The organism is Microbacterium sp., from assembly GCF_044508325.1.
GTDB lineage: Bacteria > Actinomycetota > Actinomycetes > Actinomycetales > Microbacteriaceae > Microbacterium.
On the sequence record NZ_JBIQHX010000012.1, the window covers coordinates 25,193 to 49,400 of the forward strand.

Sequence of the window (24,208 nt, forward strand, 5' to 3'; positions counted from 1 at the left end):
TCAGCGATCCGGCGCCTCCGCTAGCGCCTTCCCATCCCGTGGTACTCCCACCCGGCGTCGCGCCAGACCTGCGCATCGAGGCAGTTGCGTCCGTCGACGATCAGCCGGCGCGCCACCAGCGCCCCGGCGTCGCTGGGCGACAGCTCGCGGCGGTACTGATCCCACTCGGTGACCAGAACGACCGCCGACGCGCCGGCGAGCGCGTCCTCCGCCGCTGTCGCGTACTCGAGCTGAGGGTGGATCCGGCGTGCGTTCTCCAGCGCCGCCGGGTCGGTCACGACCACCTCGGCGCCCAGCCCGCGCAGCATCACGGCGACCGCAAGACCCGGTGAGTCGCGCACGTCGTCCGAATGCGGCTTGAACGCCGCTCCGAGCACCGCGACACGTCTGCCGACGAGGTCGCCGCCGAGCGCGTCGACCACGAGGTCGACCGCCCGCTGCCGGCGCCGCAGGTTGATGGCATCCACCTCGCGCAGGAACGCGACCGACTCGGTCCGCCCCAGTTCCTCGGCGCGGGCCGCGAACGCGCGGATGTCCTTGGGCAGGCAACCGCCGCCGAACCCGATCCCCGCTCCCAGGAACCGTCGCCCGATCCGGTCGTCGTGTCCGAGCGCGTCCGCCAGCTGGGTGACGTCGGCGCCGACGACCTCCGCGATCTCGGCCATCGCATTGATGAACGAGATCTTCGTCGCCAGGAACGCATTGGCCGCCACCTTCACGAGCTCGGCGGTCGGCCAGTCGGTCACGAGGAGGGGGCAGCCGCGCGAGAGCGCGGAGCGGTACACCTCCCGCATCACCTCGACCGCGGCGTCGGCGCCCGGGCCGGAGACCCCCACGACGATCCGATCCGGCTCGACCGTGTCGTTGACCGCCCAGCCCTCGCGCAGGAACTCGGGATTCCACACGAGCGCGGCACCGGTCGCCTCGATCTGCGGGGAGAGCCGGGCCGCCGTGCCGACGGGCACGGTCGACTTCCCGGCGACGACGTCGCCGGGCTTCAGGTGCGGCACGAGCGCGGCGACCGCGGCATCCACGAAGCTCACGTCGGCCGCGTCCGCGCCCTCGCTGGGCGGGGTGCCCACCGCCAGGAAGTGCAGGGATGCCTGCGCCGCCTCCGCGATGTCGGTGGTGAAGCGCAGCCGGCCGGAGGCGACGGCGTCGGCCAGGAGCTCGTCGAGTCCGGGCTCGAAGAACGGTGCCTTCCCGGCGGCGAGCCGGTCCACCTTCTTGCCGTCGGTGTCGACGCCGACCACCTCATGACCCAGCGATGCCATCGCGGCCGCGTGCACCGCGCCCAGATATCCGCAGCCGATCACCGAAAGCCGCATGCCGATTCCCCTCTGCGGACGTCCCCTGCCGCAGACACACTGTATCGACCAGGTCACGGCGGCGGATTCCCAGGTACAGATCGCGTCCTCCGCTGGTAGCCTGCTGTACGTGGCTTCTGGGGGAGCCGCACGCGAGCGACATCGCAACCCGAACAAGGCGGTGTCGACGCACGCGCATTGGGGAGTTGAACGCATGCAGGCTCAAATCGGGGAAGTCGACCAGAGCAGGATTCAAGTGAGCGCCGCGACGAGGTAGCGACGTGGCTGTCGACGAATTTCCTGCCGCAGGCATCCGCACACCGCTGGAGAAATGGGTCGGGCCCGAACCGGGCCTGCCGAGCGCAGTCGCTCACGTCCGGAGATGGCAGCGCCTCCTGGCCGGCGCCATCTCCATCACCGATCTCCTCGTGATCGCCGTCGCGGTCGTGACCGCGCAGGTGCTGCGGTTCGGTTTCGGCAGCGATGACACCCTCGTGTTCCCGGGCGGCGGCACGCTCGATGTCACCATCACCTACACCGTGGTGTCAGCAGTGATGATCGCCGGGTGGGCGCTCACGCTGCGGCTGTTCGACTCGCGCGACCCGAAGATCATCGGCACCGGGCTGCTCGAGTACAAGCGACTGACCAACGCCACCCTCGCGTTCTTCGGGGTGTTCGCGATCGTCGCCTTCGCGACCCAGGCGCAGGTCGGCCGCTCGTATCTGCTCGTGGCCCTCCCCCTCGGCTGGGCGCTGCTGATGCTCAGCCGGTGGCTCTGGCGCCACTGGCTGATGCGGCAGCGCCGGCAGGGGCGCCTCATGAACCGCGCGGTCGTCCTGGGGGACCTCGCCAGCGCGGCACACGTCGCCGCCCAGATCCGCGGCGACACCGGCTGCGGCATCGCGATCATCGGAGCGGTGACGGGCGACGCCGCACCGGGAGAGAAGCTGCTGGACGGCATCCCGGTCCTCGGCGAGTGGTCCGACATCTTCGGCCACATCGACCGATCGGGCGCCGACACCGTCATCGTCACCGGCAATCACCCGCTCAGCCCGCGTCAGCTGCGCGAGCTCGGCTGGGGGCTGGAGGAGCGCAAGGCGAACCTCATCGTGGCACCGGCGCTGACCGACATCGCCGGCCCCCGGATCCACTCCACGCCGGTCGCGGGCCTGCCGCTGATCCACGTCGACTACCCCGAGTTCACGGGCGTCAAGGCCACCCTCAAGCGCAGCTCCGACCTGGTGACGAGCATCCTCGGGCTGATCATCCTGTCTCCGGCGATGCTGATCATCGCGCTCGTCATCCGGGCGACCAGCCCAGGTCCCGCCATCTATCGCCAGGAGCGGGTGGGGATGCACGGCAAGACCTTCCGGATGCTGAAATTCCGGACGATGGTGGAGGATGCCGAGCAGCAGCTCTCGTCGCTGCTGGATGCATCCGAGGGGAACGGCGTGCTCTTCAAGATCCGCAACGACCCGCGCATCACCCGTATCGGCCGCTTCCTGCGGCGGTACAGCATCGACGAGCTGCCGCAGCTGTGGAACGTCATCAAGGGCGACATGTCGCTCGTCGGCCCCCGTCCGCCGCTCGCGAGCGAGGTGCGGTCCTACGATCGCTGGGTGCATCGGCGCCTGCTCGTCAAGCCCGGCATCACCGGCCTGTGGCAGGTCAGCGGGCGCAGCAACCTCTCCTGGGACGACAGCGTGCGGCTCGACCTCTATTACGTCGAGAACTGGTCGATGACCGCCGACCTCGTCATCATGTGGCGCACGGTCCGCGCGGTCATCCGGTCAGACGGAGCGTACTGACCCATCCACCGGGAGCGACCTGGCAGACTCGGTCGCAACGCCCAAGGTATTCTTGTGCATGAAGTCATGCGTCCGGCATGACACGAAGGGGCGCGCGGCGCCCCTTTGCTTTGGATCGCGGATGAGACAGCACGCGCCTCCGGCGCGCTGGGCTTGCGAGGTAGAACACGGATCGTGACGATCGGCGGGCATCCGGCATCGACTCAGCGGGCTTCCCTGAAGGGGAAGACCGCACGTGACCGGACCCTCCAGGCGCCGGCCGCGCGAGTGCGCCGGTGGCAGCGGCTCGTCGGCCTGATCCTCGCGGGCACCGATCTCGCGGTCATGCTCCTCGCCGTCTCCGCGGCGCACCTGCTCCGGTTCGGAAGCGATCCCCAGACGGTGTCGATTCCGGCGCCGACCGGAGGCGATCTCCGTCTCGCCTACCTGGTGGTCTCGGCTGCGCTCGTGCTCGGCTGGGCGTTGAGCCTCCAAGCCTTCGCGACCCGCCATCGGAGTGTCGTCGGTGCCGGGCTTGACGAATACCGGCGCGTCACGCACGCGACCTTCGCGTTCTTCGCCCTGCTCGCGATCGTCGTCTTCTCGCTCCAGATTCCCGTGTCCCGCGGGTATCTGTTCATGTCGCTGGCGATCGGCTGGGTGCTGCTGCTGGTGAGCCGATCGCTCTGGCGCCGATGGCTGCACGGACACCGCCGACGTGGTCGCTTTCTGACACATGCCGTGCTGGTCGGCGAGCAGGCGGGGACGACGTCGATCGCGGAGAGGATCGAGCGTGACCGGTCACTCGGAATCCGCATCGTGGGTGTGGTCCCGGACACGGACGCGTCCGGTCGCGACGTCGGAGATCTCCTGCGGCGTGTGGACGAGCTCGCAGCCGACACGGTGATCCTCGCCGCGGAGGACGTGCTCGGACCCGACCAGCTGCGTGAGCTCGGCGGGGAGCTCGACCGGCGCCGTGCGACGCTGATCGTGACCCCGGCGCTGACGGACATCGCCGGACCGGCGATCCGCGCCGAGCGCGCCGCCGAGGCCGCCCTCCTGAAGGTCGACAGCCCTCGTCTCAGCACGCTCGACCGCCTGCTCAAGCGCTTGTTCGACGTGTTCGGAGCCCTCGTGATGCTCCTTCTCGCGGCCCCGATCATGCTCGCCGTCGCGATCATGATCCGAGGCGGCACGCACGGCCCGGTCCTCGAGCGGGAGGAGCGGATCGGCCGGGACGGCGCGCCCTTCACCCTGTGGAGGTTCCGCGCCCGCGCGCCGCTGCGCGAGCTGCCTCAGCTGTTCACCGTGCTGACGGGTTCGATGAGCCTCGTCGGGCCGCGGCCGAAGACTGTCGGCGACGTCTCCCTCGACGAGCGCCGCCGGCGCAGCGTGCTGGCGATCAAGCCCGGGATGACCGGCCTGTCGCACCTGAGCGGACACGGCGACCTCCCCTGGGAGGACCGGGTCCGCCTCGACCTGCACTACGTGCAGAACTGGTCGCTGACCGCCGACGTCGTGATCATGTGGCGCACGATCCGCGCCGCCCTGCGCAGCTTCGCGTCCTGATCAGCCGCACTGGTCGTCGACGGTGACCGTCGTGGGGCGGATCATCGGGGTCGTGCGCACCGCGACGGGTCCGAAGTCGCCTGCGCCCGAGAGGGTTGCCGTCACCGTCGCCGTCTCCCCGGGGCGCAGATACATCTCGAACGGCACGACGACGCGACCGAGATCGCTGTGGCCCTGACGGAACGGCCGCACCTCGCGACCATCGACGCTCACACTCTCGACCGTCATGCCCGGCGGCGCGTACATGAACACCTGGGTGCGGATCTGCGTTCCGTTCCAGTTGCCGACGATGTATCGCGGCAGCCCGCGCAACTGGTCTGCCGTCGCGCTGTACGTCACGGACGCCGAGGTCGTGAGCGTCATCGCCCCGTCGGAGCAGGTGGCCGCGGCATCCACCGTCGTATCCACGAAGTAGTCGATCTTCGACGCGCTCGTGTCGCGGAAGAAGACGCCCACCGTGGTCGAGTCCGCGTTGTCGGCCGGCATCGCGCCGGTGATCGGCAGACCGTCGAAGATGGCCGCCACCGCCTCGTTGTCGGTCCAGTACATGATGCTGCCGGCATCGATGCTCTGCTCGATCGCGGTCATCATCTTGCTGAAGTCGAACTGGCCGCCGGCCACCTTGTTGAAGACGGCGGTCGCGACATCGGCGAAGAACTCGTCCGACTTCTCGGCCATCTCGACGGGGTCGGACCACCAGGTGTAGACGTCGTGCAGGAGCAGCTTGACCGCGTTGCCCTCGTTGATCTCGCGACCGTCGACCGTGATCGGGCCGGTCGCGCCGAGGATGCGCTGCAGCGCCAGCGGATCGATCGAGGCGACACCATCGACCGCGCCGCCGTCGATGTCACGCTGCCAGAAGGCCTTGGCCTGCTGGGCCGCGGTCGGCCAGTCCGGCACCGAAGAGAGGAGATTGACCCAGGATCCGTACCGGTTGCCGTAGAGGGCGCGCTGCGCATCGGGGATCTCGACGTCGACCTCGTTGCCGTTGTCGAAGTCGCCGCTGCCGGCCTGCTCGAGCACGGCGAGCTTGCCGTCGGTCGCTCCCACCAGCGTCTGGGATGCTGCGCTGCCGCCGAGGTTCAGCGCCTCGGCATTGTTCTGGAACACGAGCAGGTAGCGCCGTTCGCCGTCGGCGCCCAGCAGGTCGGGCGCGACGGCCAGCAGGGTGTCTGCGGTCTCGAGCGCGGCACCGGCCTGGGTGAGCGCATCGGTGAGCCTGGCCTTGCCCTCCACGAGCACATCGGGCGTGCCCTCAACGTCGACCTTCGCGAGGCGCGACTGCAGCTGCGTGATGTCGGTCGCGAGGGTCTGCACGATCGGCCCCGCCTCCACGAGCGTCTCGACGGGGAACTCGCCGTCCACGGGCACGAGCTTCTCGGGGAGCAGGTTCGGAGCGATCGCCAGCAGGGGCCGCACAGCGGTGACCGTGTCGTCGGTGACAGCGGTGATCTCGGTCACCGCCTTGGCCGACGTGCCGATCCACGGCAGCTGCTCGGCGATGCCCCACAGCGGGTCGCCAGTGAGCTCGACGGCCTTCTCGGTGTGCACCGAGATCTGATCGAAGTCGGCGGTGGCCTTGTCGACGTCGAGGCTCTTCGCCGCGGCGGCGGCGCCCGGCACGAGCTTCTGCGCCGCCGTGAGCTCGTCCCTCACCTCGAGGGCCCGAAGACCGAGCAGCACGCCGAAGACGACGATCGCCGCCAGCGGAATGACGATGCAGGCGGCGATGATCCAGCCCAGGCCGCGACGGCGGCGCTTGGTCTTGCGGGGCGTGGTCGGCTCAGGGGCGAAGAGGTCGTCGATGGTCGGCTGGGAGAAGGAGTCCGTGCGGGATTCCCCGGACTGCGCGGCCGCCATCGCGCGCGCGACGGCGGCGCGGCGCTCAGCGCGGGAGAGCTCTTCGGGCTCGCCGTCGGCAGCGACCGGCAGGTCGGGTGAATCTTCGTCGGCCATCGTCATCGAGCGTAGGGGGAAACGCTGTGGAAAAACCGCGAAATCTGGGTCACAGGACGGCATCGTATGCGGTCGATCTTGTAGGCGCGCTCGACCGGGGCGCGACACGAGGAGGTCAGCATGCGCTGGTCACAGGACAACCCGACACGACGACACACGACGACGGCCGACACACCCTATGGCGAGAGCGACCGCGACCCCGGCATCACGGATGCTGCCGCCGACGACTTCGAGATGGGCCCGTTCGAGCTCTTCCTGCACGGCGACTCGCGCGGCGCGTGAATCGAGGGCCGCCGGTGGCGTCACCCTGCGGCACGGCGCCCCGCCTCGGAGCCGGCGGCGAAGAGCCAGTGCTCCGGGTCGGCCATCGCGGCATCGGCGGTGCCGGCGAGGTCGGCGAGCGTGAGCGCCTCGGCGTCGTGTCCGCCCGCGACCTGGCCGGCGATCACGATCGCCCGGACGCGCGCCGCCGCGGCGGCAGCCAGGATGCTCCCGACCACCTTGCCGGTGAGGCTCGTGGCGTCGAACCGGCCCTCGCCCGTGATCACGGCGTCGGCGTCGCGCAGCGCATCGCCGAGCCCGGTGACCTCGGCGATCGTCTGCGCGCCGGGCTCGATCGTCGCTCCCCACTCGGCGACGAATCCGAACGCAGTGCCGCCCGCGGCTCCCACGCCCGGCAGCGAACGCACCGACTCGGGTGCGCCGACGGCATCCGCGAATCTCCTCAGTCCCTGCTCGAGCACCGCGACGTCGCTCGGCGACGCGCCCTTCTGCGGACCGAAGGTCGCCGCGGCACCGCGCGGGCCCAGCAGCGGCGCGGTGACATCGCACAGGAGGCGGACGCCGCCCGGCGGCGGCGCGACGAGCCGGCTCCGATCCACGGTCGCCACCTCGAGCAGTCCACCCCCGCCGTCGTCGACGGTCGCGCCGCGCTCATCGAGCAGGCGCAGGCCGAGCGCGGCCAGCGCGCCGGCGCCGCCGTCGGTGGAGGCCGATCCCCCGAGCGCGGCCAGAATGCCGGTGGCGCCGTCGGCGAGGGCGTGCGCGATGACCTCCCCCACGCCGCGGGTCGTCGCGCCGAGGGCATCGGGCGCGTGCATCAGGGGAAGGCCGGAGGTGAGGGCGAGTTCGACGCAGGCGGTGCCGTCGGCAAGCCTCAGGTAGCCGCCCGGCGTCGGCCCGCCCTCGGGGCCGGTCACCGGCCCGGTGTCGATCCAATGGGCATCCGGGATCGCCGCGGCGAGCGCCGCCAGCGTCCCCTCTCCCCCATCCGCCTGCGGGCGCAGCACGATCTCGTCTGCCGGCCGCTGCGCACGCCACCCCGCCGCGATGCGCTCGGCCGCGACGGCGGCATCGACGGTGCCCTTGAACGAGTCGGGCGCCACGACGATCTTCATGCATCCCCCACGCCCCCATGCTCCCATCCTGGTGTGCCGACACGAACCGGGCCGGCCCCCACGAGGAGGACCGGCCCGGGTGTGTCGCGAACGGGATCAGCCGAGCGACACGGTGTTCAGCGCCATGAACTGCGACGCGCGCGGCTCCAGGCCCGAGACCTTGTCGCTGACGACCCAGACCACGCTCATGTACGCGATCGAGACCGTCGGCAGGGTCTCGGCCATGTTGAGCTCGTAGTCGACCAGCGCCTGCTGCTCCTCAGCAGTCGAGGTCGCCTCGGCATACGCCTGCACGGCGGTGTCGACGTCGTCGGTCGGCCAGCCGCCGCCGAAGTACTGCGACACCGCGGCGAAGCCCCACTGCGGGGTGGCGGTGGCGCCGCCGACACGGCTGATCGACATGTCGTAGTTGTCGTGCGGGGGTGCTGCGGTGACCGCCTTGAGCCACTCGCCCGACTCGAGCGGGTTCAGCTCCACCTCGATGCCGACCTCCTTCCACTGCGCCTGCAGCGCGGCGGCAAGCGAGACGTCGGTGGGGATGCCGGTCGAGTAGATGAGCCGCAGCGGCGAGCCGTCATAGCCCGACGCCGCCACCAGGTCGGCAGCCGCCTCCGGGTCGTACTGGTACGGGGTGTCCGGAAGCGACGGCACGCCCTCGGGGAACGAGGTGATGCTCAGAAGCGTGTCGGCAGGGGTGCCGAATCCGCCCAGCAGCGAGTCGACCAGCGCCTGACGGTCCATGCCCAGCGAGAGCGCACGGCGGAAGTCGGGGTTGTCGATGATCGGGGTGTTGGAGTTCAGCTGCAGCACCTCGACGATCTGCTGCGCGGTCTCGATGACCTCACCCTGCAGCAGGTTGACCGAGTCGAGCGGAACGTTGCTCGCGATGTCGATCTCGCCGGACTGCAGCGCGACCGCCTCCGCGTTCACGTCGGGGAAGACCTTGAAGTGCAGGCCGTCCACGAGGGCGACCTCGCCCCAGTAGTCGTCGAACCGGTCGAAGCGCACGTCGGTGCCGATGGTGCGGTCGCCGAAGGTGAACGGGCCGGTGCCGATCGGTGCGGCCCGGAACTCGTCGGCGCTCATGCCGCCGAAGTCCGCGGGCAGGATCGCCATGGCCGGGTCGGTCAGCGCCATGAGGAGGTCGGGCTGCGGCCGCACCATGGTCACCGTGACGGTGTGCTCGTCGGTCGCCGTGACCGTGTCGATGTTGACGAGCTCACCCTCGGTGTTCGGATCGGTGCGGGCGTACTCGAGCGTCCACACCACGTCATCGGCCGTCATCGCCTCGCCGTTGTGGAAGACCACGTCGTCGCGCAGCGTGAAGGTGTACGTGAGGCGGTCGTCCGAGACCTCGAAGTCCTTCGCCAGCCACGGCTCGGGCGTCGTGCCGGTGACCGGCTCGCGCAGCAGCTGGTCGTACATGTTCGACATGATCGCCCGGGTGTTGAACTGCGCGATGGCCGACGGGATCGTCTCGACGATGTCGGCGGAGACGCCGATGTTGAGGATGCCGCCGGTCACCGCCTCGCCGTCGTCATCGGTTCCGGTCGATCCCGAGGAGCATGCCGCCATCGCGAACAGCGCGACGGCGGCGAGCGCTGCGGTTGCGGCGCGCCAGGTTTTCTTCATGGGTTTCCTTACTGTGTGATGCTGGTGGCGGTGACGGGCTCTGTGCCTGAGTCCGGCCGCACCCAGCGAGGGACGGTCTCCTGCTTGTGACGGAGTCTTCGGGGGCGGGCGTCGTCCACGGTGGGGACGGCGTCGATCAGCTGGCGGGTGTACGGCTGCGCCGGCGACCCGTACACGGTCTCGACATCGCCCTGCTCGACGACGAGTCCGTCTTTCATGACGAGCACGTCGTCGCAGGTCGCTCGCACGACAGCGAGGTCGTGCGAGATGAAGACGAGGCCGATGCCGGTCTCGGCGCGCAGCGTGGTGAGGAGGTCGAGGATCGTGGCCTGCACCGAGACGTCGAGCGCAGAGGTCGCCTCGTCAGCGACGAGCACCTCGGGGTCGGTGGCCAGCGCCCGGGCGATCGCGACCCGCTGGCGCTGACCGCCCGACAGCTCGGACGGCCAGGCCGAGAACAGGCGAGACGGCAGGCGCACCTGCTCGAGCAGCTCGTGGGCGCGGGCCCGGCGCGCATCCGCATCGGCGAAGCTGTCCGGGAGCACCTGCATCAGCGCGCGATCGCAGCGGATGGAGGGGTTCAGCGACGATGTGGGGTCCTGGAAGACCATCTGCATCTTCCGGCGCACCGCTGCCGGCCGCGGGCTGGAGAGCAGCTCGCCGTTGAGGCGGATCTCGCCGTCGGAGGGCAGCAGCCCCACGATGGCGCGGGCCGTGGTCGACTTGCCGCTTCCGGACTCCCCCACGATGCCCACGGCCGCACCGGCGTCCACCTCGAACGACACGCCGGACACGGTGGGCGGCGTCTCGTGCCGCCGCGAGCGCTTGCGCCCGTAGGTGACGGACAGCGACTCCACACTCAGCAGCGCGGTCATCGACCTGCCTCCCCTGCACGCCGGCTCGGGATCGAGCCCACGAGCATCTGCGTGTACCCGTTGCGCGGGTCGTGGATCACATCGTCGGTGGCGCCGACCTCCATGAGCTGACCGGAGTACAGCACCGCGACGCGGTCGGCGATCTCCGAGATGACAGCGAGGTCGTGCGAGACGAACACGAGCGAGAGACCTCGGGATGCCTGCAGGCTCTGCAGGAGCTCGAGGATCGTCGCCTGCGTGGTCACGTCCAGCGCCGTGGTCGGCTCGTCGCACAGCAGCAGCTGCGGCTGGGTCGACAGCGCCGCCGCGATCATCACGCGCTGCTGCAGCCCGCCGGACAGCTCATGCGGATAGGCGCGCGCGACACGGTGCGGGTCTTTGATGCCGACGTCCTCCAGCAGGGTGAGGATGTTCTCGCGCAGCGCCTTGCCGCGCAGCCCGCGACGCATCCGAAGCGGCTCGGCGATGGTCCACTCGACGCGGCGCGCGGGGTTGAGCGACCGCATCGGCTCCTGGAAGATCATGCTCACGTCCCGGCCACGGGCGGCGCGGCGGTCCATGTCCAGCAGCGGCTCGCCGGGAGCACTGCGCCACCGCACCGAACCGGTCATCTCCAGCGGCGGCGGCACCATGTCGAGGATGCTGCGCAGCAGCAGCGACTTGCCCGAACCCGACTCGCCGACCAGGCCCAGGCACTCCCCGCGCAGCACGCTGAGCGACACGTCGTCGACGACGGGAGTCGCGAGGTCGTCATCGAGGGTCACGCTCACGTGCTCCATCGACAGGATCTCGTCGGCGGTCATGCGCGCAGCCTCTTCTCCAGTGATTCGCCCAGCAGCAGGAAGCCGAGTCCGAGCACGGCGATCGTCAGACCCGGCGCCGCGGTGAGCCACCAGTTGGTCTGCAGATACGGCTGACCCTCGGCGACCATGGCGCCCCACTCGGGGGCGGGCGGCTGGACCCCGAGCCCCAGGTAAGAGAGCGAGGCCAGGGTCAGGATCGCCATCATGATGTCGATCACGAAGTACGACAGCACCGGGCGCATCGCGTTGGGCAGGATGTGGACCAGCAGCACTTTCATCCGCGCGATCGCGGCAAGCCACGCGGCGGCGACGTACTCCTCCTGGTTGACGCGGCGGATCTCGGATCGCAGCAGGCGGGCGTAGGGCACCCAGCCCAGCAGGGCGAACGAGACGAGGATCGCCGGCACCCCGGCGCCCATGATCGCGATCAGGGCGATCACCAGCACATAGGTGGGGAAGGCCATCACGAGGTCGCCGAGCCGCATCAGCACCGTGTCGACCCAGCGACCGATGAACCCGCCCGCAGCGCCCAGGACGATCCCCACGGTCGCGGAGATGAGCGCTGCGGCAAGGCCGATCGGCAGGTCGATGCGGGCGGCGTAGATGACGCGGGAGAGGAGGTCGCGGCCCAGCGCGTCGGTGCCCAGCAGGTGCTCGGCGGAGGGCGGCTGAAGCCGATCCGCGAGGTTCTGCGCGAGCGGGTCCGCCGGCGCGATGAGAGGCCCGACGAGCGCGAGCAGCACGAAGGCGACGATGATCCCCACGCCGAGCCACGAGATGCTCCTGCGACTGCGGGCCCTGCGACGGCGCAGGGCGAGGGTGACGGTGGCGGGAGGGGCGGCGGCGGTCATCGCGACGTCCTCAGTCTCGGGTCGAAGAGGGTGCTCATCCAGTCGGCGACGAAGCTGATGATCACCACGGCGAAGGCCATCAGCAGGGTCGTCGCGTTGACGACGGGGAAGTCGGACTGGTTCGCGGCGAGGATGAGGCCCTGACCGAGCCCCGGGATCCGGAAGGTGTTCTCCACGATCACCGCGGTGAAGATCGACCAGCCCGCCTGCACGGCGACGATCGCGATGAGCGGGACCGCGCTGTTGGGCAGGGCGTGCGCGACCATCAGTCGGTTCTGGGTGACCCCCCGCGAGCGGGCCGCCTCGACATACGGCGAGCCCATCGAGCGCAGCCACGACGTGCGCAGCGTGCGGATCTGCACCGGCGCCAGCCCGATGGCGACTGTCAGCGCGGGAAGGAACAGCCCACGCAGATGCTCGGCGAAGGTGTCGCCGTACCCGCCGACGGGGAACCATCCGGTCGGCAGCGCGATCAGCAGGATGAGCAGGATGCCGAGCCAGAACGCCGGCATCACGGTCCCCGCGAGGGTGAACAGCCGCACCAGGGAGTCGGCGATCCCGCCCGGTCGGCGCACGGCCGCCATCGTCAGCGGGAGGGAGATCAGCAGAGACAGCACGAAGCCCATCAGCAGGAGCAGCCCGGTCGCCGCGATCCGTCCCGCCAGGATCTCCGAGACCGGTGTCGCGCTGTAGTACGAGATCCCGAGATCCCCCTGCAGCAGCCGCCCCAGGAAGTCGACGTACTGGATGAAGAACGGCTGATCCGCCCCGAGCTTGGCGTTCAGCTCGTCGACGGCCTCCTGCGTGGCGTACTGCCCCAGGATGGCCCGTCCGGGGTCACGGCCCGAGAGCGACTGCAGCAGGAACACGAGGAAGGTGCAGCCGAGCATGAGCACGAGCATCTGCAGGGCGCCGCGCCCGATCCGCTTCCATCGGGGAAGGGTCTGGGGCATCCTCGCCACCTCTCTGCAAGTCGGGCTTGACTTCGACGTAGTGTGTGCGAAGTAATATAACGAGGCACACACTACGAACGCAAGAGGCGGTTCGCCCCAGACGAAAGGCTGCCCATGACATTCCGGACCTCTCAGCTGACGCGACTGCTCCGCCCCGCCTCCGTCGCCATCATCGGCGCCTCGACCCGCAAGACGGCAGCCGGCAACGAGGTGCTCGCGAACCTCCGCGAAGAGCGCTTCCCCGGCGACATCCATCTCGTCCATCCCAGCGGCGGCGAGATCGACGGCCGCGGCGCGGTCACCTCCGTCAGCGCCCTGCCCGAGGGCCTGGACAGTGCGGTCGTGTCCCTGCCGGCACCTGCCGTGGTGGGGGTGCTGCGCGAACTCGAGGAGATCGGATGCCAGACGGCGCTGGTCCCCTCCACCGGCTTCTCCGGCGCGCTCGAGGAGGAGTTCAAGAGCTTCGTCGACTCGTCGCGCATGCTGGTGCACGGCCCGAACAACATGGGTCTGATCAACGTCACCGACCGCATCCCGCTGTGGATCCAGCAGCGGGGCGTGTCGCGGATCGCCGCCGGGAATGTGGCGATCGTCGCACAGTCCGGCTCTGCCGCGATCTTCCTGCCGCGCGCCTCTCGGGAGGGCATGTACTCGAAGGTGATCTCCAGCGGCAGCGAATGGCAGCTCACCTCTGCGGACTACATCGAATGGCTCGCACACGACGACGCGACCGAGGCGATCGGACTGGTGCTGGAGTCGATCTCCGACCCCGACCGCTTCCGGGCGGCGGTGGCGACCGCCCGCGCCGCCGGCAAGCCGCTCGCGGTGCTCAAGGTGGGCCGCACCGAGGCCGGACAGCGAGCGACCACCGCCCACACCGGCGCCCTGTCTGCGGCAGACGACGCCTATCGCGCGCTGTTCGACGACCTCGACGTGCCCCTGCTCGACGACTACGACGAACTGGCCGCCGCCCTCGAGCTGATGTCCCGCCCGTCCACGCGGTCGTCGCGCGGCACGCGGATCGCCGCCACCACGATCTCGGGCGGTCAGTCGGCGCTGCTGGCCGACCTCGCCGAGCACGCCGGGGTGGAGATGGCGCCGCTGACCGATGCCACCCGGGCCCGCCTGGTCGAGCTGATCCCCGGCGGCAGCCCCACCGTCCCGGTCGACACCGGCGGCGGCACTTCGGACGATGTCTCGTACCCGGAGGTGCTCGCCACCCTCGCCGCCGACGAGACCGTCGACGCGGTGGTCGTCGTCGTCGACGCGCAAGACACGCTGACCCTCGTCGAGTACGAGGTCGAAGGCCGCGCGTGGGATGCCGTCAACGCCGTGTACGGGACGGTCGACAAGCCGATCCTGATGGCCTCCAGCACCGGACAGAGCATCAGCCGGCACTTCCGCGACGAGGTCGTCGTGCCCGTGCCGATCGTGCGCGGCTTCGCCCCCGCCCTCGCCGCCGTGCGGGCCATCGCCGCCAACAGGCGTCCGATCCGCGAACCGGGAGCCCGTCCGACGGGCACCCCCGACGCCGCCACGGTCCAGCAGCTGCGGACCGAAGTCGCCGAGCATCGCGGCGCGCTCCCGGCCGCGCTGACCGAGAAGCTCCTGGACGCCTACGGCATCACCCGGGTGCGCTCGGTGCAGGCGGCCGACGCCGACCAGGCCGTCGCGGTGAGTCGAGGCATCCCGTTCCCCCTCGTCGCGAAGGTCGTCTCCGCCGCGATCCCGCACCGCACCGAGGCCGGCTGCGTCATCACCGACATCGCCGACGAGACCGCCCTGCGCGATGCGGTGAACACGATCCTCCACCGCGCGACGGATGCCGTCGGCGCCGACGCCGTCGAGGGGATCGAGATCCAGGAGCAGGTGGACACGACGCTGCAGGCGGTGGTCGGCTTCACCTCGAGCGAGCCGCACGGAGCCTACGTGATCGTCGGCAGCGGCGGCGTGCTCGTGGAGGTCCTCGACGACGTCGCCGGCGCGCTGGCGCCGTTCAGCGCGGAGCGGGCCGCCGAGCTCATCGGTCAGACCCGGTTCGCGCGGCTGCTGGGTGGGTACCGCGGGATCGTGCCGCCCACCGACTCGGGCCCGCTCGCCGACGTCGCCGCCCGGGTCTCGGTGCTCGCCGAGGACTTGCGCGGGCTCGTGGCCGAGATGGACCTCAACCCCGTGCTCGTCACGCCGGCGACCGGCGCGGCGCGCATCGTCGACGCGCTCATCGTCGCGAGCGACGAGCCCGCCCCCGTCCTCGCCTGAATGTCCAACGAAAGGAACCGCATGGCCACCACCGCTCGCACGAACGTCACCTTCGACGAGATCCCCTCCCTGGAGGGACAGACCTTCCAGGGGGATTGGTTCTCGGTCGCCCCCGACCGCCGCCCCGCCTTCGACTTCGCGACGTACACCGACCAGAACGAGGCATCCTTCGGACAGTCCCTGTATCCGGACGGCCTCATCGAAGGCTTCCACCTGCTCGGCCTGCTCGACCATCTCACGAACGCGGTCCTGCGCACCGATCCGACCTCCTGCACCGGCTGGAACTACGGGATGGAGCGCGCCCGCTTCATCACCCCGGTAACATCCGATGACAAGATCCGGCTCAATCTCACCGTCGCCCAGGTGCGGGAGAAGGACGAGGGGTACGTCCTCACGTTCGATTCCGTCGTCGACCACAGCGGCAGCGAACGACCCGCGTTCGCCGCCCGGTGGCTCGTCTACTGGCTTCCGGTCAAGGACGAGAGCCGGTAGACGGCTCGCCGTCCTGGGGGCGGGTGGGCTCAGAGGGGAGTGCAGACTGTGCCACGGCCGCTCGATGTGGAGAAGCGCAAGTCGGACATCGCCCGGATCGCCTTCGAGATCCTCGCGCGCGGCGGCCCGCGGGGGCTCACCCTGCAGGCCGTCGCGGCCGAGCTGGGCGGATCGGTGACCAAGGTCACCCACATCTACCGGACGCGGGCCGACCTGATGCGCGGAACGGTCGAGCGCTACATCGAGCTGACGCCGCCGCCGGTGTCGCCGGACGGAGTATCCGGACCCCTCGAGCACCTGCGCGCGATGCTGCTCGACATGATCCCGCAGAGCGAGAACCGCCGGCTGCAGGAGCGCGGCCGCGTCGCGCTCATCGGCGACAAGGATCAGGCGAGCGCGAAGATCTTCGCCGACGGGATGGAGGAGCGTGCCCGGCGACTTCTGCGCGATGCGCTGGCCCCGCTCGTGCCGGAGCGGCGCCTCGAGGACGCGATCGACTACTGCCGAGCAGGAGTCAACGGCATCACGCTCTCGACCGTCGAGCATCCCGACCACTGGACCCCGCAGCGCCAGCGCATCATGGTCGATCTGATGGTGGACACCGTCAGGGGCATGGGCGAGAGCTAGCCGGCGGCCGACGCCCCCAGCCGAGAGTGGTACACGGCGGTCGCCTCCGCGCGGGTGCGTACGCCGAGCTTGCGGTAGATGCTCGCGACGTGGAACTTCACGGTGTTCTCGCTGATCGACAGGTCTGCCGCGATCTCCCGGTTCCGGCGCCCGGCAGCCAGCCGCTGCAGCACGTCCGCTTCGCGCGGTCGCAAGCTCCACACCGCGGTCGCCTCGTGCGCCGACTGCGGCGGGTCGAGCGGGATCACGATCGACATCTCGGTGCCCCAGCCGGGCGTGGCGTGCGTGACCAGCCGGCCGCCCAGCGCGCTGACCCGGTGCCGCACGAGTTCGAGCTGGATCGATGCCGCACCGAGGTCGCCCGGGCCGTCGTCGCGCAGGTCGATCAGCAGGTTCTCGCCGTCGCAGTCCCACTGCACGCGCACTCGGCTGACGCCCTGCGTATCGATGAGCGCGAGGATCGACCCGCGCACGACCGCGCGCGCCCCGTGCGCGACCTCGCTGGGCAGCGGCCGCCCGTCAGCGGGCGGCTCCACGAACTGCACCTCCAGCTCGCGGTAGCGCACGAGCGGCCGCAGGTCCTCGCGCAGCCGCTGGAACGCGGTGGTGACCGGCTCCTCGGTGAAGGTGCGCACCCGGTCACTGGCGGTGCGCAGATGCACCAGACCTTCGGCTGCCACCGCGGTCGCCGATGCCCGCGCGGCGGCGTCGTCGAGCCGCGTCGATCGCAGGGCGGCGAGCACCGACTCCAAGGTCGTGGAGTACTCGTCCGCCAGCTCGGTGAGAGCGCCCATGCGCTCGCCGGATGCGGCGCGGGCCAGCTTCAGGTAACCCGGTGGCGCCGCATCCGCGAGCTCCTGCACCCGCAGCGCCACGATGTCCCACAGATCGAGCGCCGTCGACCCGCCGTCATGGCCGACACGCGGATCGGCCAGCAGCAGCAGCGCACCGTTGCGGGAGGTGAACTGCAGCGCGCCGCGGGGTTCGTCCGCGACGGTCAGCTCGATGCGCCGTGACGTGCCCGGCTGCGCGGAGCGGCGCAGCTCGTCGAGTTCGATCAGCGGGACGTCGTCGACGAACCCGCGGTCGCCCACTCCGCGACGGTGCCCGCCCGATGCGTCGGCGGCCAGCAGAAGCAGCGCGCTGTGCGCGACGAACGGGGACAGCAGCTGCGACAGGCGCGCCGGCAGATCGGCAGCGGGCGCGCTGACCGTCTCGGCGAGTTCGCGCAGAGTCGTTCTCGTGCAGTCGGGTCCGCCGTCGGGCATGCCCCCCACGATGCCACCCACCCATTGGGGTGGGCAAGACGGTCCTGCGGAGCGATCGCGCCACTCGAACGGAAGGAGGAGGCTGAGGCCCGGGGCCGCACCGGTCCCCCGGCGGATTTCGGGCGACGACGCCCGGGAATGGAGCGAAGATGCCTGGCAACCGCGCAGTCGCCTATAAGGGTCCGGGAGTCGTCGAGGTCGTCGATACTCCGTACCCGGAGTTCGAGTTGAAGGACGGGCCGGGGGTGAACCCTGCGAACGTGGGGCGGAAGGTGCCGCACGGGGTGATCCTGCGCACGGTGGCGACGAACATCTGCGGGTCGGATCAGCACATGGTCCGGGGCCGCACGACCGCGCCGGCGGGCCTGGTGCTGGGGCATGAGATCACCGGCGAGGTCGTCGAGACCGGTCCGGATGTGGAGTTCATCAAGGTCGGCGACATCGTGTCGGTGCCCTTCAACATCGCGTGCGGCCGCTGCCGGAATTGCAAGGAGGGCAAGACCGGGATCTGCCTGAACGTGAACCCGGACCGTCCGGGCAGCGCGTACGGATACGTCGACATGGGCGGGTGGGTCGGTGGTCAGGCCGAGTACGTGCTGGTGCCGTACGCGGACTGGAACCTGCTCAAGTTCCCGGACCGGGATCAGGCGCTGGAGAGGATCCTCGACCTCACCATGCTCTCCGACATCTTCCCGACCGGGTTCCACGGTGCCTACACCGCGCGCGTGGGGCCGGGTTCGACGGTGTACATCGCCGGGGCGGGGCCGGTGGGGCTTGCCGCGGCCGTGGGCGCGCAGCTGCTGGGCGCGGCGGTTGTCATCGTCGGCGACCTCAACGCCGATCGGCTCGCGCAGGCCCGCTCGTTCGGCTGCGAGACCGTCGACGTCTCCCAGGGCGACCCGAAAGACCAGATCGAGCAGATCCTCGGGGTACCCGAGGTGGATGCCGCAGTCGACGCGGTCGGCTTCGAGGCCCGCGGCCACGGAGCCGACGCCGCGCACGAGGCACCGGCCACGGTCCTGAACTCACTGATGGACCTGACCGCGGCAGGCGGGGCACTCGGCATCCCCGGCCTGTACGTCACCGGCGACCCGGGCGGCATCGACGAGGCCGCGAAGGTCGGGTCGCTGTCGCTGCGACTGGGTCTGGGCTGGGCGAAGTCGCTGTCGTTCACAACCGGACAGTGCCCGGTCATGCGCTACAACCGGCAGCTGATGATGGCGATCCTGCACGACAAGGTCCAGATCGCCAAGGCCGTCAACGCCACCCCCATCCCCCTGGACGACGCCCCCCGCGGCTACGCCGAATTCGACGAAGGCGCCGCACGCAAGTACGTCCTCAACCCCAACGGCTACATCACAGCCTGAACCGCTGAACCGCAACGGAAGGAACAACCGCAATGACTGTCACTCTGGAAGACGCGCGCCGCGTCATCGCCGCCGCCGAGAAGCGCGCCGACGAGGTCGGCCAGCCGATGAACATCGCCGTCGTGGACGCGGGCGGCAACCTCGTCGCCCACGTCCGGCAGGACGGCGCGTGGATCGGCAGCGTGAACATCTCGATCAACAAGGCCTGGACTTCCCGCGCGTTCGACATCGCCACGAAGGATCTGGGCGACAACTCGCAGCCGACCCAGCAGTTCTACGGCATCCACGCCACCAACGGGGGCAAGGTCGCCATCTTCGCCGGGGGCGTCCCGCTCTCGCGGGACGGCAAGGTCGTCGGCGCCGTCGGAGTCAGCGGCGGCTCCGGTGAGCAGGATCAGACGGTCGCTGAAGCAGGCGCGGCCGCCTTCTGACGCGGGTAGGCCCGCGGCATCCCGCCGTCATTGCAGGAGGATCGGCGGAACGTCGGAGGATTCGGCGCAGATCCTCCGACATTGCGCCGATCCTCCTGCGCGCGCGAACGCGCGTGCCGCGGGCGGCGGGCCTACGCGGCAGGCCTACGCGGCCGCGCGCCGCGCGGCGACCCGCGCGGTCACCAGGATCGGCAGGTGGTCGCTGCGCCCCTGGGGCAGCGTGTGCACGCGCTCGATCTCGAACCCGATCGACGTCGCGAAGTCGTAGTGCCCGCGCGAGAACCGGTACCGCGTGTACGTGCGGGCGTCGCTCAGAGACAGCTCGTACCCGTGCTCCCGGACCTTCTGACCGAGGTTCTCCTTGAACACCGGATAGTTGTAGTCCCCCACCATGAGCGTCGGCAGCCCGTCGCCCAGCGCCGACAGCTCCTCCAGCGCGGTGCGGATCTGGTGGCGGCGCAGCCGATTCAGAGCCGTGAGCGGCGCGGCGTGGAACGAGGCCACGATGAGCTCGTGCCCGTGGTCGATATCGTGCAGGCGGACGCCCAGCATCCGCTCCTCCGCGGGCTTGAGCACTCGATCGTGCAGCGACTTCTTCAGTGCGAGCGAGCGCACATCGACTGCGCGGAACGTGTTGTCGCGGTAGTACACGGCCAGCCCCAGGCGGTTGTTCCGGGTCGACCCGGCCAGCCGCAGCCCGTTGAGCTCGTCCGGGATGTCGGTGGTGTCCGCCTCCTGCAGGCACAGCACATCGGCGCCGTGGCGCTCGACGAGCCCCGCGAGCTCGGCGGCCGCGCGGTGCTTGCGCAGGTTGTAGGAGATCACCTTCATGTCGATTTCCAGCGTATGCCCGCAGGCGATGAGTGGCCTGAACGTCAGCCCAGCACTCGCCGGGCGCGGGTCTGCTCGGCGCGTTGCGCGAGCAGCTCGGGAGCCGGGTACCCCACCTCGGTGAGGGTGAGTCCGCGGGCGGCGAGCACCTTGAACTCGCTCGTGCGCGTGCCCGCATCGCGCAGTGCGACCAGGTCCTCCTCGTCCAGCCGCCCCTCGCCGACGGCGACGCACGCCCCGACGAGTGCCCGCACCATGCTGTGGCAGAAGGCATCCGCCTTGATGTTGGCGACCAGCACACCGTCGCCGTCACGTCGCCAGTCGAACTCCAGCAGGGTGCGGATCGTGGTGGCGTCCTCACGCGCCTTGCAGTACGCGGCGAAATCGTGCAGCCCGATGAGCGAGCGGGCCGCGGCATCCATCTGGTCGACGTCGAGTTCGGCGCGCACGCTGGTCGTCCGATGGCGCTCGAGGGGGTCGTACCCGGCCACGAGGTCGGCGACGCGGTACTCGTACCGGCGCCAGACCGCCGAGAAGCGCGCGTCGAACCCCTCCGGCGCGAGCGAGGTGCGCCGCACCGCGACGTCGGAGTAGCCCCCGAGGACGCCCATGATGCGGCGTGCGAAGACATCGACGGGATCGGATGCCTCGTGGCCTCGCCGCGGCCTGGTCGCCGCTGCCCACACCTCGTCGTCGATGTCGACGTGCGCGACCTGCCCGGTGGCGTGGACCCCGGTGTCGGTGCGGCCTGCGACGACCAGCCGCGCCTCGGAGCGGAGGATGCGCTGCATCGCGTCTTCGAGCGTGCCCTGCACCGTGCGCAGGTCCGGTTGTCGCGCCCAGCCGCGGAAGTGCGAGCCGTCGTAGGCGATGTCAAGCCGGATGCGCACGGCTCCCAGCCTACGCGGCGCTTACAATCGGAGAGGCTGCGCATCCGGTTCGCCGAATCCTCACGATGATCGACTCTCCTGCCCCCCGCTCCTCACGCCTGTCCGGCCTGGACGGGCTGCGGGCGGTCGCCGTCTCGCTCGTCGTCGTCTATCACCTGTTCCCGCAGTGGGCCATGCACGGAGGCTTCATCGGGGTCGACGTCTTCTTCGTGATCAGCGGGTTCCTGATCACCACGCTCCTGCTCGACGAGAACGACAGGACGGGCACCATCCGGCTGGTGCCGTTCTGGCAGCGTCGCGCCCGGCGCCTCCTGCCCGCCCTCGCGGTGCTGGTGACCGTCTGCGCGAGCGCGGCGTGGCTGATCGGCGGCGACGTGCTCGTGAAGATGGGTGCCCAGATCCTGGGCGCCGCGACCTTCAGCTACAACTGGATCTCGCTCGCGGCGGGCACGAGCTACTTCACGCAGGACACACCGGAGCTGTTCCGCAACCTGTGGTCGCTCGCCGTCGAGGAGCAGTTCTACGTGCTGTGGCCGCTCCTGCTGCCGCTGTTCCTGCTGCTGCCGTGGGCGTGGCTGCGCGCGGCGGTCGCGGTCGTCGCTGCCGGCGCCTCCGCGGTGTGGATGGCCGTGCTGGTCCTCGGCGGCGCCGAGATGACCCGGGTGTACTTCGGCACCGACTCGCACGCGTTCGGCATCCTGCTCGGAGTCTCGGTGGCCTTCGCGCTGCGGACGGTCGTGCGCAGGCCGGCGGGGTGGATGCTGCGGCCCGCCGCCCGGATCATCACTCTGATCGTGGGCATCGCCGCCGTGGCCGGGCTCGTCGTCGTGGGCACGATCCCCGCCGGCGACGAGGTCGCCACCTTCCCCGGCGAGCTCGCTGCGGCGAGCCTGCTCAGCGCCGTCGCCATCATCGCCGGCGTGTGGCCGCGATCGTGGTTCGGCGCGGCGATCGACGTGCAGCCGCTGCGCTGGATCGGCGACCGCTCGTACGGCCTCTACCTGTGGCACTGGCCGCTGATCGTGCTGCTGATGGCCTGGCTGCAGGGCACCGGGCCGGGCTTCTTCGTGCCGCCCGCGATCGGAGTCGTCGCCCTCGCACTGACCCTGACGGCGGCCGAGCTGTCGTATCGCTTCATCGAGCAGCCGGTGCGCAGGCTCGGCTTCCGCGGGTCGTTCGCTCTGCTGGGCAGGCGACTGGCGGGCGCCCCCGCCGCACGGGTCGGCGCGTTGGCAGGGCTGGCGGCATGGGTGCTCGTGATCGGTGGGACCACCGCGGCGATCGCGGCCGCTCCGCAGATGACCAGCGCCGAGGCGGTGGTCGCGGCGGGACAGGACGCGCTGGACGAGGCGGGGGATGCTTCGAGCGCACCCGCGACGCCGGAGCCGGAGGCATCCGCCCCGCCGCCGTCGCCGGTCGTGACCGACCCGGTGGTCGATCCCGACGCCACCGACAAGCCCGTTCCGCCCGACCCCACCCCCATCGCCGGCGACGAGGTCACCGCGATCGGCGACTCGGTCATGCTCGCCTCGGCGAAGGCGCTGCTGGACCGGTTCCCCGGGATCTCGGTCGACGCCGCCGTCTCGCGCTCGATGTGGGCGGCTCCCACGATCCTCGGCAAGCTCGAGCGCGCCGGAAAGCTGCGACCCTACGTCGTCCTCGCCCTGGGCACGAACGGACCCGTGGCGGCGCAGCCGATGCGCGAGACGCTGGAGATCATCGGACCCGACCGGCAGCTGATCCTCGTGGATGCCTACGCCCCGCGCAGCTGGATCCCCGGCGTCAACCGCGACCTGCGCTCGTTCGCCGCCGCTCACGACAACGTCTCGATCGCCTCGTGGTCGGACGCTGCCGGGTCCCACACCGACCTGCTGGCCGGCGACCGCATCCATCCCGGGCAGTCCGGGGGCCGCCTGTTCGCCGACACCGTCGGCGAGGCGCTGGATGCCGCCGAGCAGAGCCGCGTCGACGAGATCTACCGCCAGGCGCTGCTGGAGTGGCGCTATGCGCAGCTGGAGACCTATCGCGAGCGCCTCGGCATGCACTGACCCCCTGGTCTCCGCGTCTCGCGCGCGGCTGCGCGCGGTCCGCGAGACACATCTTCGGCGCACAGACACACCGGCACACGGTGTGTACGCGCGCAGAAAGTGTGTCTCGCTGTGAAGCCGCCCGCGCAGCGGGAGTGCGACACAGCGGGCGGACGCAGAAGACCCGCGCACCTTTGCGGTGCGCGGGTCCTCTGCGGGAAGGGCATGCTACGCGGATTTCTCCTCGGAGCCCTCCTCGACGGCTTCCTCGGCAGCGGCCTCGGCGGCGGCGCCCTCCTCGGGCGACTCGGCACCGGCATCCGCGGCCTCGTTGTCCTCGGCGGCGGCGTCCTGCGGCTCGTCTGCTTCCTCAGGCGCGTCCGGGGCAGCCGTCTCCGGCTCCTCGACGGCGGCCTCCGCGTCGGCGGCGGTCTCCTCAGCGGGAGCATCCTTCGCCTCGGCAGACTCCGTGCCGCGCTTCGCCTTCGACTTCGGCTTCGGGTTCACCGGCTCGAGCACGAGTTCGATGACGGCCATCGGCGCGTTGTCGCCCTTGCGGTTGCCGACCTTCGTGATGCGGGTGTATCCGCCCTCACGGTCGGCCATCTGCGGCGCGATCTCGGTGAACAGGACGTGCACGACCTCCTTGTCGCCGATGACCGACAGCACACGGCGACGGGCGTGCAGGTCGCCCCGCTTCGCGAAGGTGATGAGGCGCTCGGCGAGCGGACGCAGGCGCTTGGCCTTGGTCTCCGTCGTCTTGATCGAGTTGTGCGTGAACAGCGCCGCGGCGAGGTTCGCGAGGAGCAGGCGCTCGTGTGCGGGACCGCCTCCGAGGCGGGGACCCTTGGTGGGCTTGGGCATTCGTGTTACTCCAGGGGTTCAG

The 24,208-nt window shown here is 70.5% G+C and carries 21 protein-coding genes; 9 read left to right on the forward strand and 12 right to left on the reverse strand.

Features of this window, described 5'->3' with window-relative positions:
* Nucleotides 1–20: 20 nt before the first annotated feature.
* Nucleotides 21–1,328 carry a UDP-glucose dehydrogenase family protein gene (locus ACIWQI_RS10760; RefSeq protein WP_396657345.1) on the reverse strand — a complete coding sequence of 436 codons (1,308 nt, stop codon included), beginning with the start codon at nucleotides 1,326–1,328 and terminating at the stop codon, nucleotides 21–23.
* A gap of 260 nt (nucleotides 1,329–1,588) precedes the next feature.
* On the opposite strand from ACIWQI_RS10760, the gene ACIWQI_RS10765 reads away from it, so the two are divergent.
* Together ACIWQI_RS10765 and ACIWQI_RS10770 are read left to right on the forward strand one after the other, a co-directional pair.
* The gene (locus ACIWQI_RS10765; RefSeq protein WP_396657346.1) at nucleotides 1,589–3,115 is read left to right on the forward strand and encodes a sugar transferase; all 1,527 of its coding nucleotides are present in this window, start codon (nucleotides 1,589–1,591) and stop codon (nucleotides 3,113–3,115) included.
* A 174-nt stretch (nucleotides 3,116–3,289) separates the two neighbouring features.
* Nucleotides 3,290–4,663: a sugar transferase gene (locus ACIWQI_RS10770; protein WP_396657347.1), complete on the forward strand. Its 1,374-nt coding sequence runs from the start codon at nucleotides 3,290–3,292 to the stop codon at nucleotides 4,661–4,663.
* On the opposite strand, the gene ACIWQI_RS10775 is transcribed toward ACIWQI_RS10770, so the two are convergent.
* Entirely contained in the window at nucleotides 4,664–6,619 is a 1,956-nt protein-coding gene (locus ACIWQI_RS10775) for a DUF4012 domain-containing protein (RefSeq protein ID WP_396657348.1), read from the reverse strand.
* 120 nt (nucleotides 6,620–6,739) lie between these two features.
* On the opposite strand from ACIWQI_RS10775, the gene ACIWQI_RS10780 reads away from it, so the two are divergent.
* The gene (locus tag ACIWQI_RS10780) at nucleotides 6,740–6,901 is read left to right on the forward strand and encodes a hypothetical protein (protein ID WP_396657349.1); all 162 of its coding nucleotides are present in this window, start codon (nucleotides 6,740–6,742) and stop codon (nucleotides 6,899–6,901) included.
* A 20-nt stretch (nucleotides 6,902–6,921) separates the two neighbouring features.
* Here the strand turns inward: ACIWQI_RS10780 and ACIWQI_RS10785 are convergent, their stop codons facing one another.
* From ACIWQI_RS10785 to ACIWQI_RS10810, 6 genes are all read right to left on the reverse strand, one after another.
* A complete protein-coding gene (locus ACIWQI_RS10785) occupies nucleotides 6,922–8,016 on the reverse strand; it encodes a glycerate kinase (RefSeq protein ID WP_396657350.1) in 1,095 nt (364 codons plus the stop codon).
* Between the two features lie 96 nt (nucleotides 8,017–8,112).
* Complete coding sequence (locus ACIWQI_RS10790) at nucleotides 8,113–9,648, reverse strand: ABC transporter substrate-binding protein (protein WP_396657351.1); 1,536 nt, start codon at nucleotides 9,646–9,648, stop codon at nucleotides 8,113–8,115.
* Between the two features lie 8 nt (nucleotides 9,649–9,656).
* Complete coding sequence (locus ACIWQI_RS10795; RefSeq protein ID WP_396657352.1) at nucleotides 9,657–10,523, reverse strand: ABC transporter ATP-binding protein; 867 nt, start codon at nucleotides 10,521–10,523, stop codon at nucleotides 9,657–9,659.
* Nucleotides 10,520–11,326: an ABC transporter ATP-binding protein gene (locus ACIWQI_RS10800; RefSeq protein ID WP_396657353.1), complete on the reverse strand. Its 807-nt coding sequence runs from the start codon at nucleotides 11,324–11,326 to the stop codon at nucleotides 10,520–10,522. The genes ACIWQI_RS10795 and ACIWQI_RS10800 overlap by 4 nt, the downstream gene beginning before the upstream one ends.
* Nucleotides 11,323–12,177, reverse strand: a complete 855-nt coding sequence (locus ACIWQI_RS10805) for an ABC transporter permease (protein ID WP_396657354.1) — start codon at nucleotides 12,175–12,177, stop codon at nucleotides 11,323–11,325. The genes ACIWQI_RS10800 and ACIWQI_RS10805 overlap by 4 nt, the downstream gene beginning before the upstream one ends.
* Nucleotides 12,174–13,130, reverse strand: coding sequence for an ABC transporter permease (locus ACIWQI_RS10810; RefSeq protein ID WP_396657356.1), 957 nt, complete (start codon nucleotides 13,128–13,130; stop codon nucleotides 12,174–12,176). The genes ACIWQI_RS10805 and ACIWQI_RS10810 overlap by 4 nt, the downstream gene beginning before the upstream one ends.
* 114 nt (nucleotides 13,131–13,244) lie before the next feature.
* On the opposite strand from ACIWQI_RS10810, the gene ACIWQI_RS10815 reads away from it, so the two are divergent.
* The 3 genes from ACIWQI_RS10815 to ACIWQI_RS10825 are packed head-to-tail and all read left to right on the forward strand — an operon-like array spanning nucleotide 13,245 to nucleotide 16,508.
* Nucleotides 13,245–15,389 carry an acetate--CoA ligase family protein gene (locus ACIWQI_RS10815; RefSeq protein WP_396657357.1) on the forward strand — a complete coding sequence of 715 codons (2,145 nt, stop codon included), beginning with the start codon at nucleotides 13,245–13,247 and terminating at the stop codon, nucleotides 15,387–15,389.
* Nucleotides 15,390–15,410: 21 nt separating this feature from the next.
* Nucleotides 15,411–15,881, forward strand: coding sequence for a hypothetical protein (locus tag ACIWQI_RS10820; RefSeq protein ID WP_396657358.1), 471 nt, complete (start codon nucleotides 15,411–15,413; stop codon nucleotides 15,879–15,881).
* Nucleotides 15,882–15,929: 48 nt separating this feature from the next.
* Nucleotides 15,930–16,508, forward strand: a complete 579-nt coding sequence (locus ACIWQI_RS10825) for a hypothetical protein (RefSeq protein ID WP_396657360.1) — start codon at nucleotides 15,930–15,932, stop codon at nucleotides 16,506–16,508.
* Here the strand turns inward: ACIWQI_RS10825 and ACIWQI_RS10830 are convergent.
* Nucleotides 16,505–17,776 carry a LuxR C-terminal-related transcriptional regulator gene (locus ACIWQI_RS10830; RefSeq protein ID WP_396657362.1) on the reverse strand — a complete coding sequence of 424 codons (1,272 nt, stop codon included), beginning with the start codon at nucleotides 17,774–17,776 and terminating at the stop codon, nucleotides 16,505–16,507. The genes ACIWQI_RS10825 and ACIWQI_RS10830 overlap by 4 nt on opposite strands.
* 149 nt (nucleotides 17,777–17,925) lie before the next feature.
* Between ACIWQI_RS10830 and fdhA the strand changes: the two genes are divergently transcribed.
* Both fdhA and ACIWQI_RS10840 read left to right on the forward strand, forming a co-directional pair.
* Nucleotides 17,926–19,143 carry a formaldehyde dehydrogenase, glutathione-independent gene (gene fdhA, locus ACIWQI_RS10835; protein WP_396657363.1) on the forward strand — a complete coding sequence of 406 codons (1,218 nt, stop codon included), beginning with the start codon at nucleotides 17,926–17,928 and terminating at the stop codon, nucleotides 19,141–19,143.
* A 32-nt stretch (nucleotides 19,144–19,175) separates the two neighbouring features.
* Nucleotides 19,176–19,574, forward strand: a complete 399-nt coding sequence (locus ACIWQI_RS10840; RefSeq protein WP_396657364.1) for a heme-binding protein — start codon at nucleotides 19,176–19,178, stop codon at nucleotides 19,572–19,574.
* A 144-nt stretch (nucleotides 19,575–19,718) separates the two neighbouring features.
* On the opposite strand, the gene ACIWQI_RS10845 is transcribed toward ACIWQI_RS10840, so the two are convergent.
* On the reverse strand, nucleotides 19,719–20,405 hold the full coding sequence (locus ACIWQI_RS10845) for an endonuclease/exonuclease/phosphatase family protein (protein ID WP_396657366.1): 687 nt from the start codon (nucleotides 20,403–20,405) through the stop codon (nucleotides 19,719–19,721).
* A 44-nt stretch (nucleotides 20,406–20,449) separates the two neighbouring features.
* On the reverse strand, nucleotides 20,450–21,295 hold the full coding sequence (gene truA, locus ACIWQI_RS10850) for a tRNA pseudouridine(38-40) synthase TruA (RefSeq protein WP_396657367.1): 846 nt from the start codon (nucleotides 21,293–21,295) through the stop codon (nucleotides 20,450–20,452).
* Nucleotides 21,296–21,360: 65 nt separating this feature from the next.
* Here truA and ACIWQI_RS10855 point away from each other — a divergent pair, with 65 nt between their 5' ends.
* Nucleotides 21,361–23,343, forward strand: coding sequence for an acyltransferase family protein (locus tag ACIWQI_RS10855; protein ID WP_396657369.1), 1,983 nt, complete (start codon nucleotides 21,361–21,363; stop codon nucleotides 23,341–23,343).
* A gap of 207 nt (nucleotides 23,344–23,550) precedes the next feature.
* On the opposite strand, the gene rplQ is transcribed toward ACIWQI_RS10855, so the two are convergent.
* Nucleotides 23,551–24,186, reverse strand: coding sequence for a 50S ribosomal protein L17 (gene rplQ, locus ACIWQI_RS10860; RefSeq protein ID WP_396657370.1), 636 nt, complete (start codon nucleotides 24,184–24,186; stop codon nucleotides 23,551–23,553).
* Nucleotides 24,187–24,208: the final 22 nt, after the last annotated feature.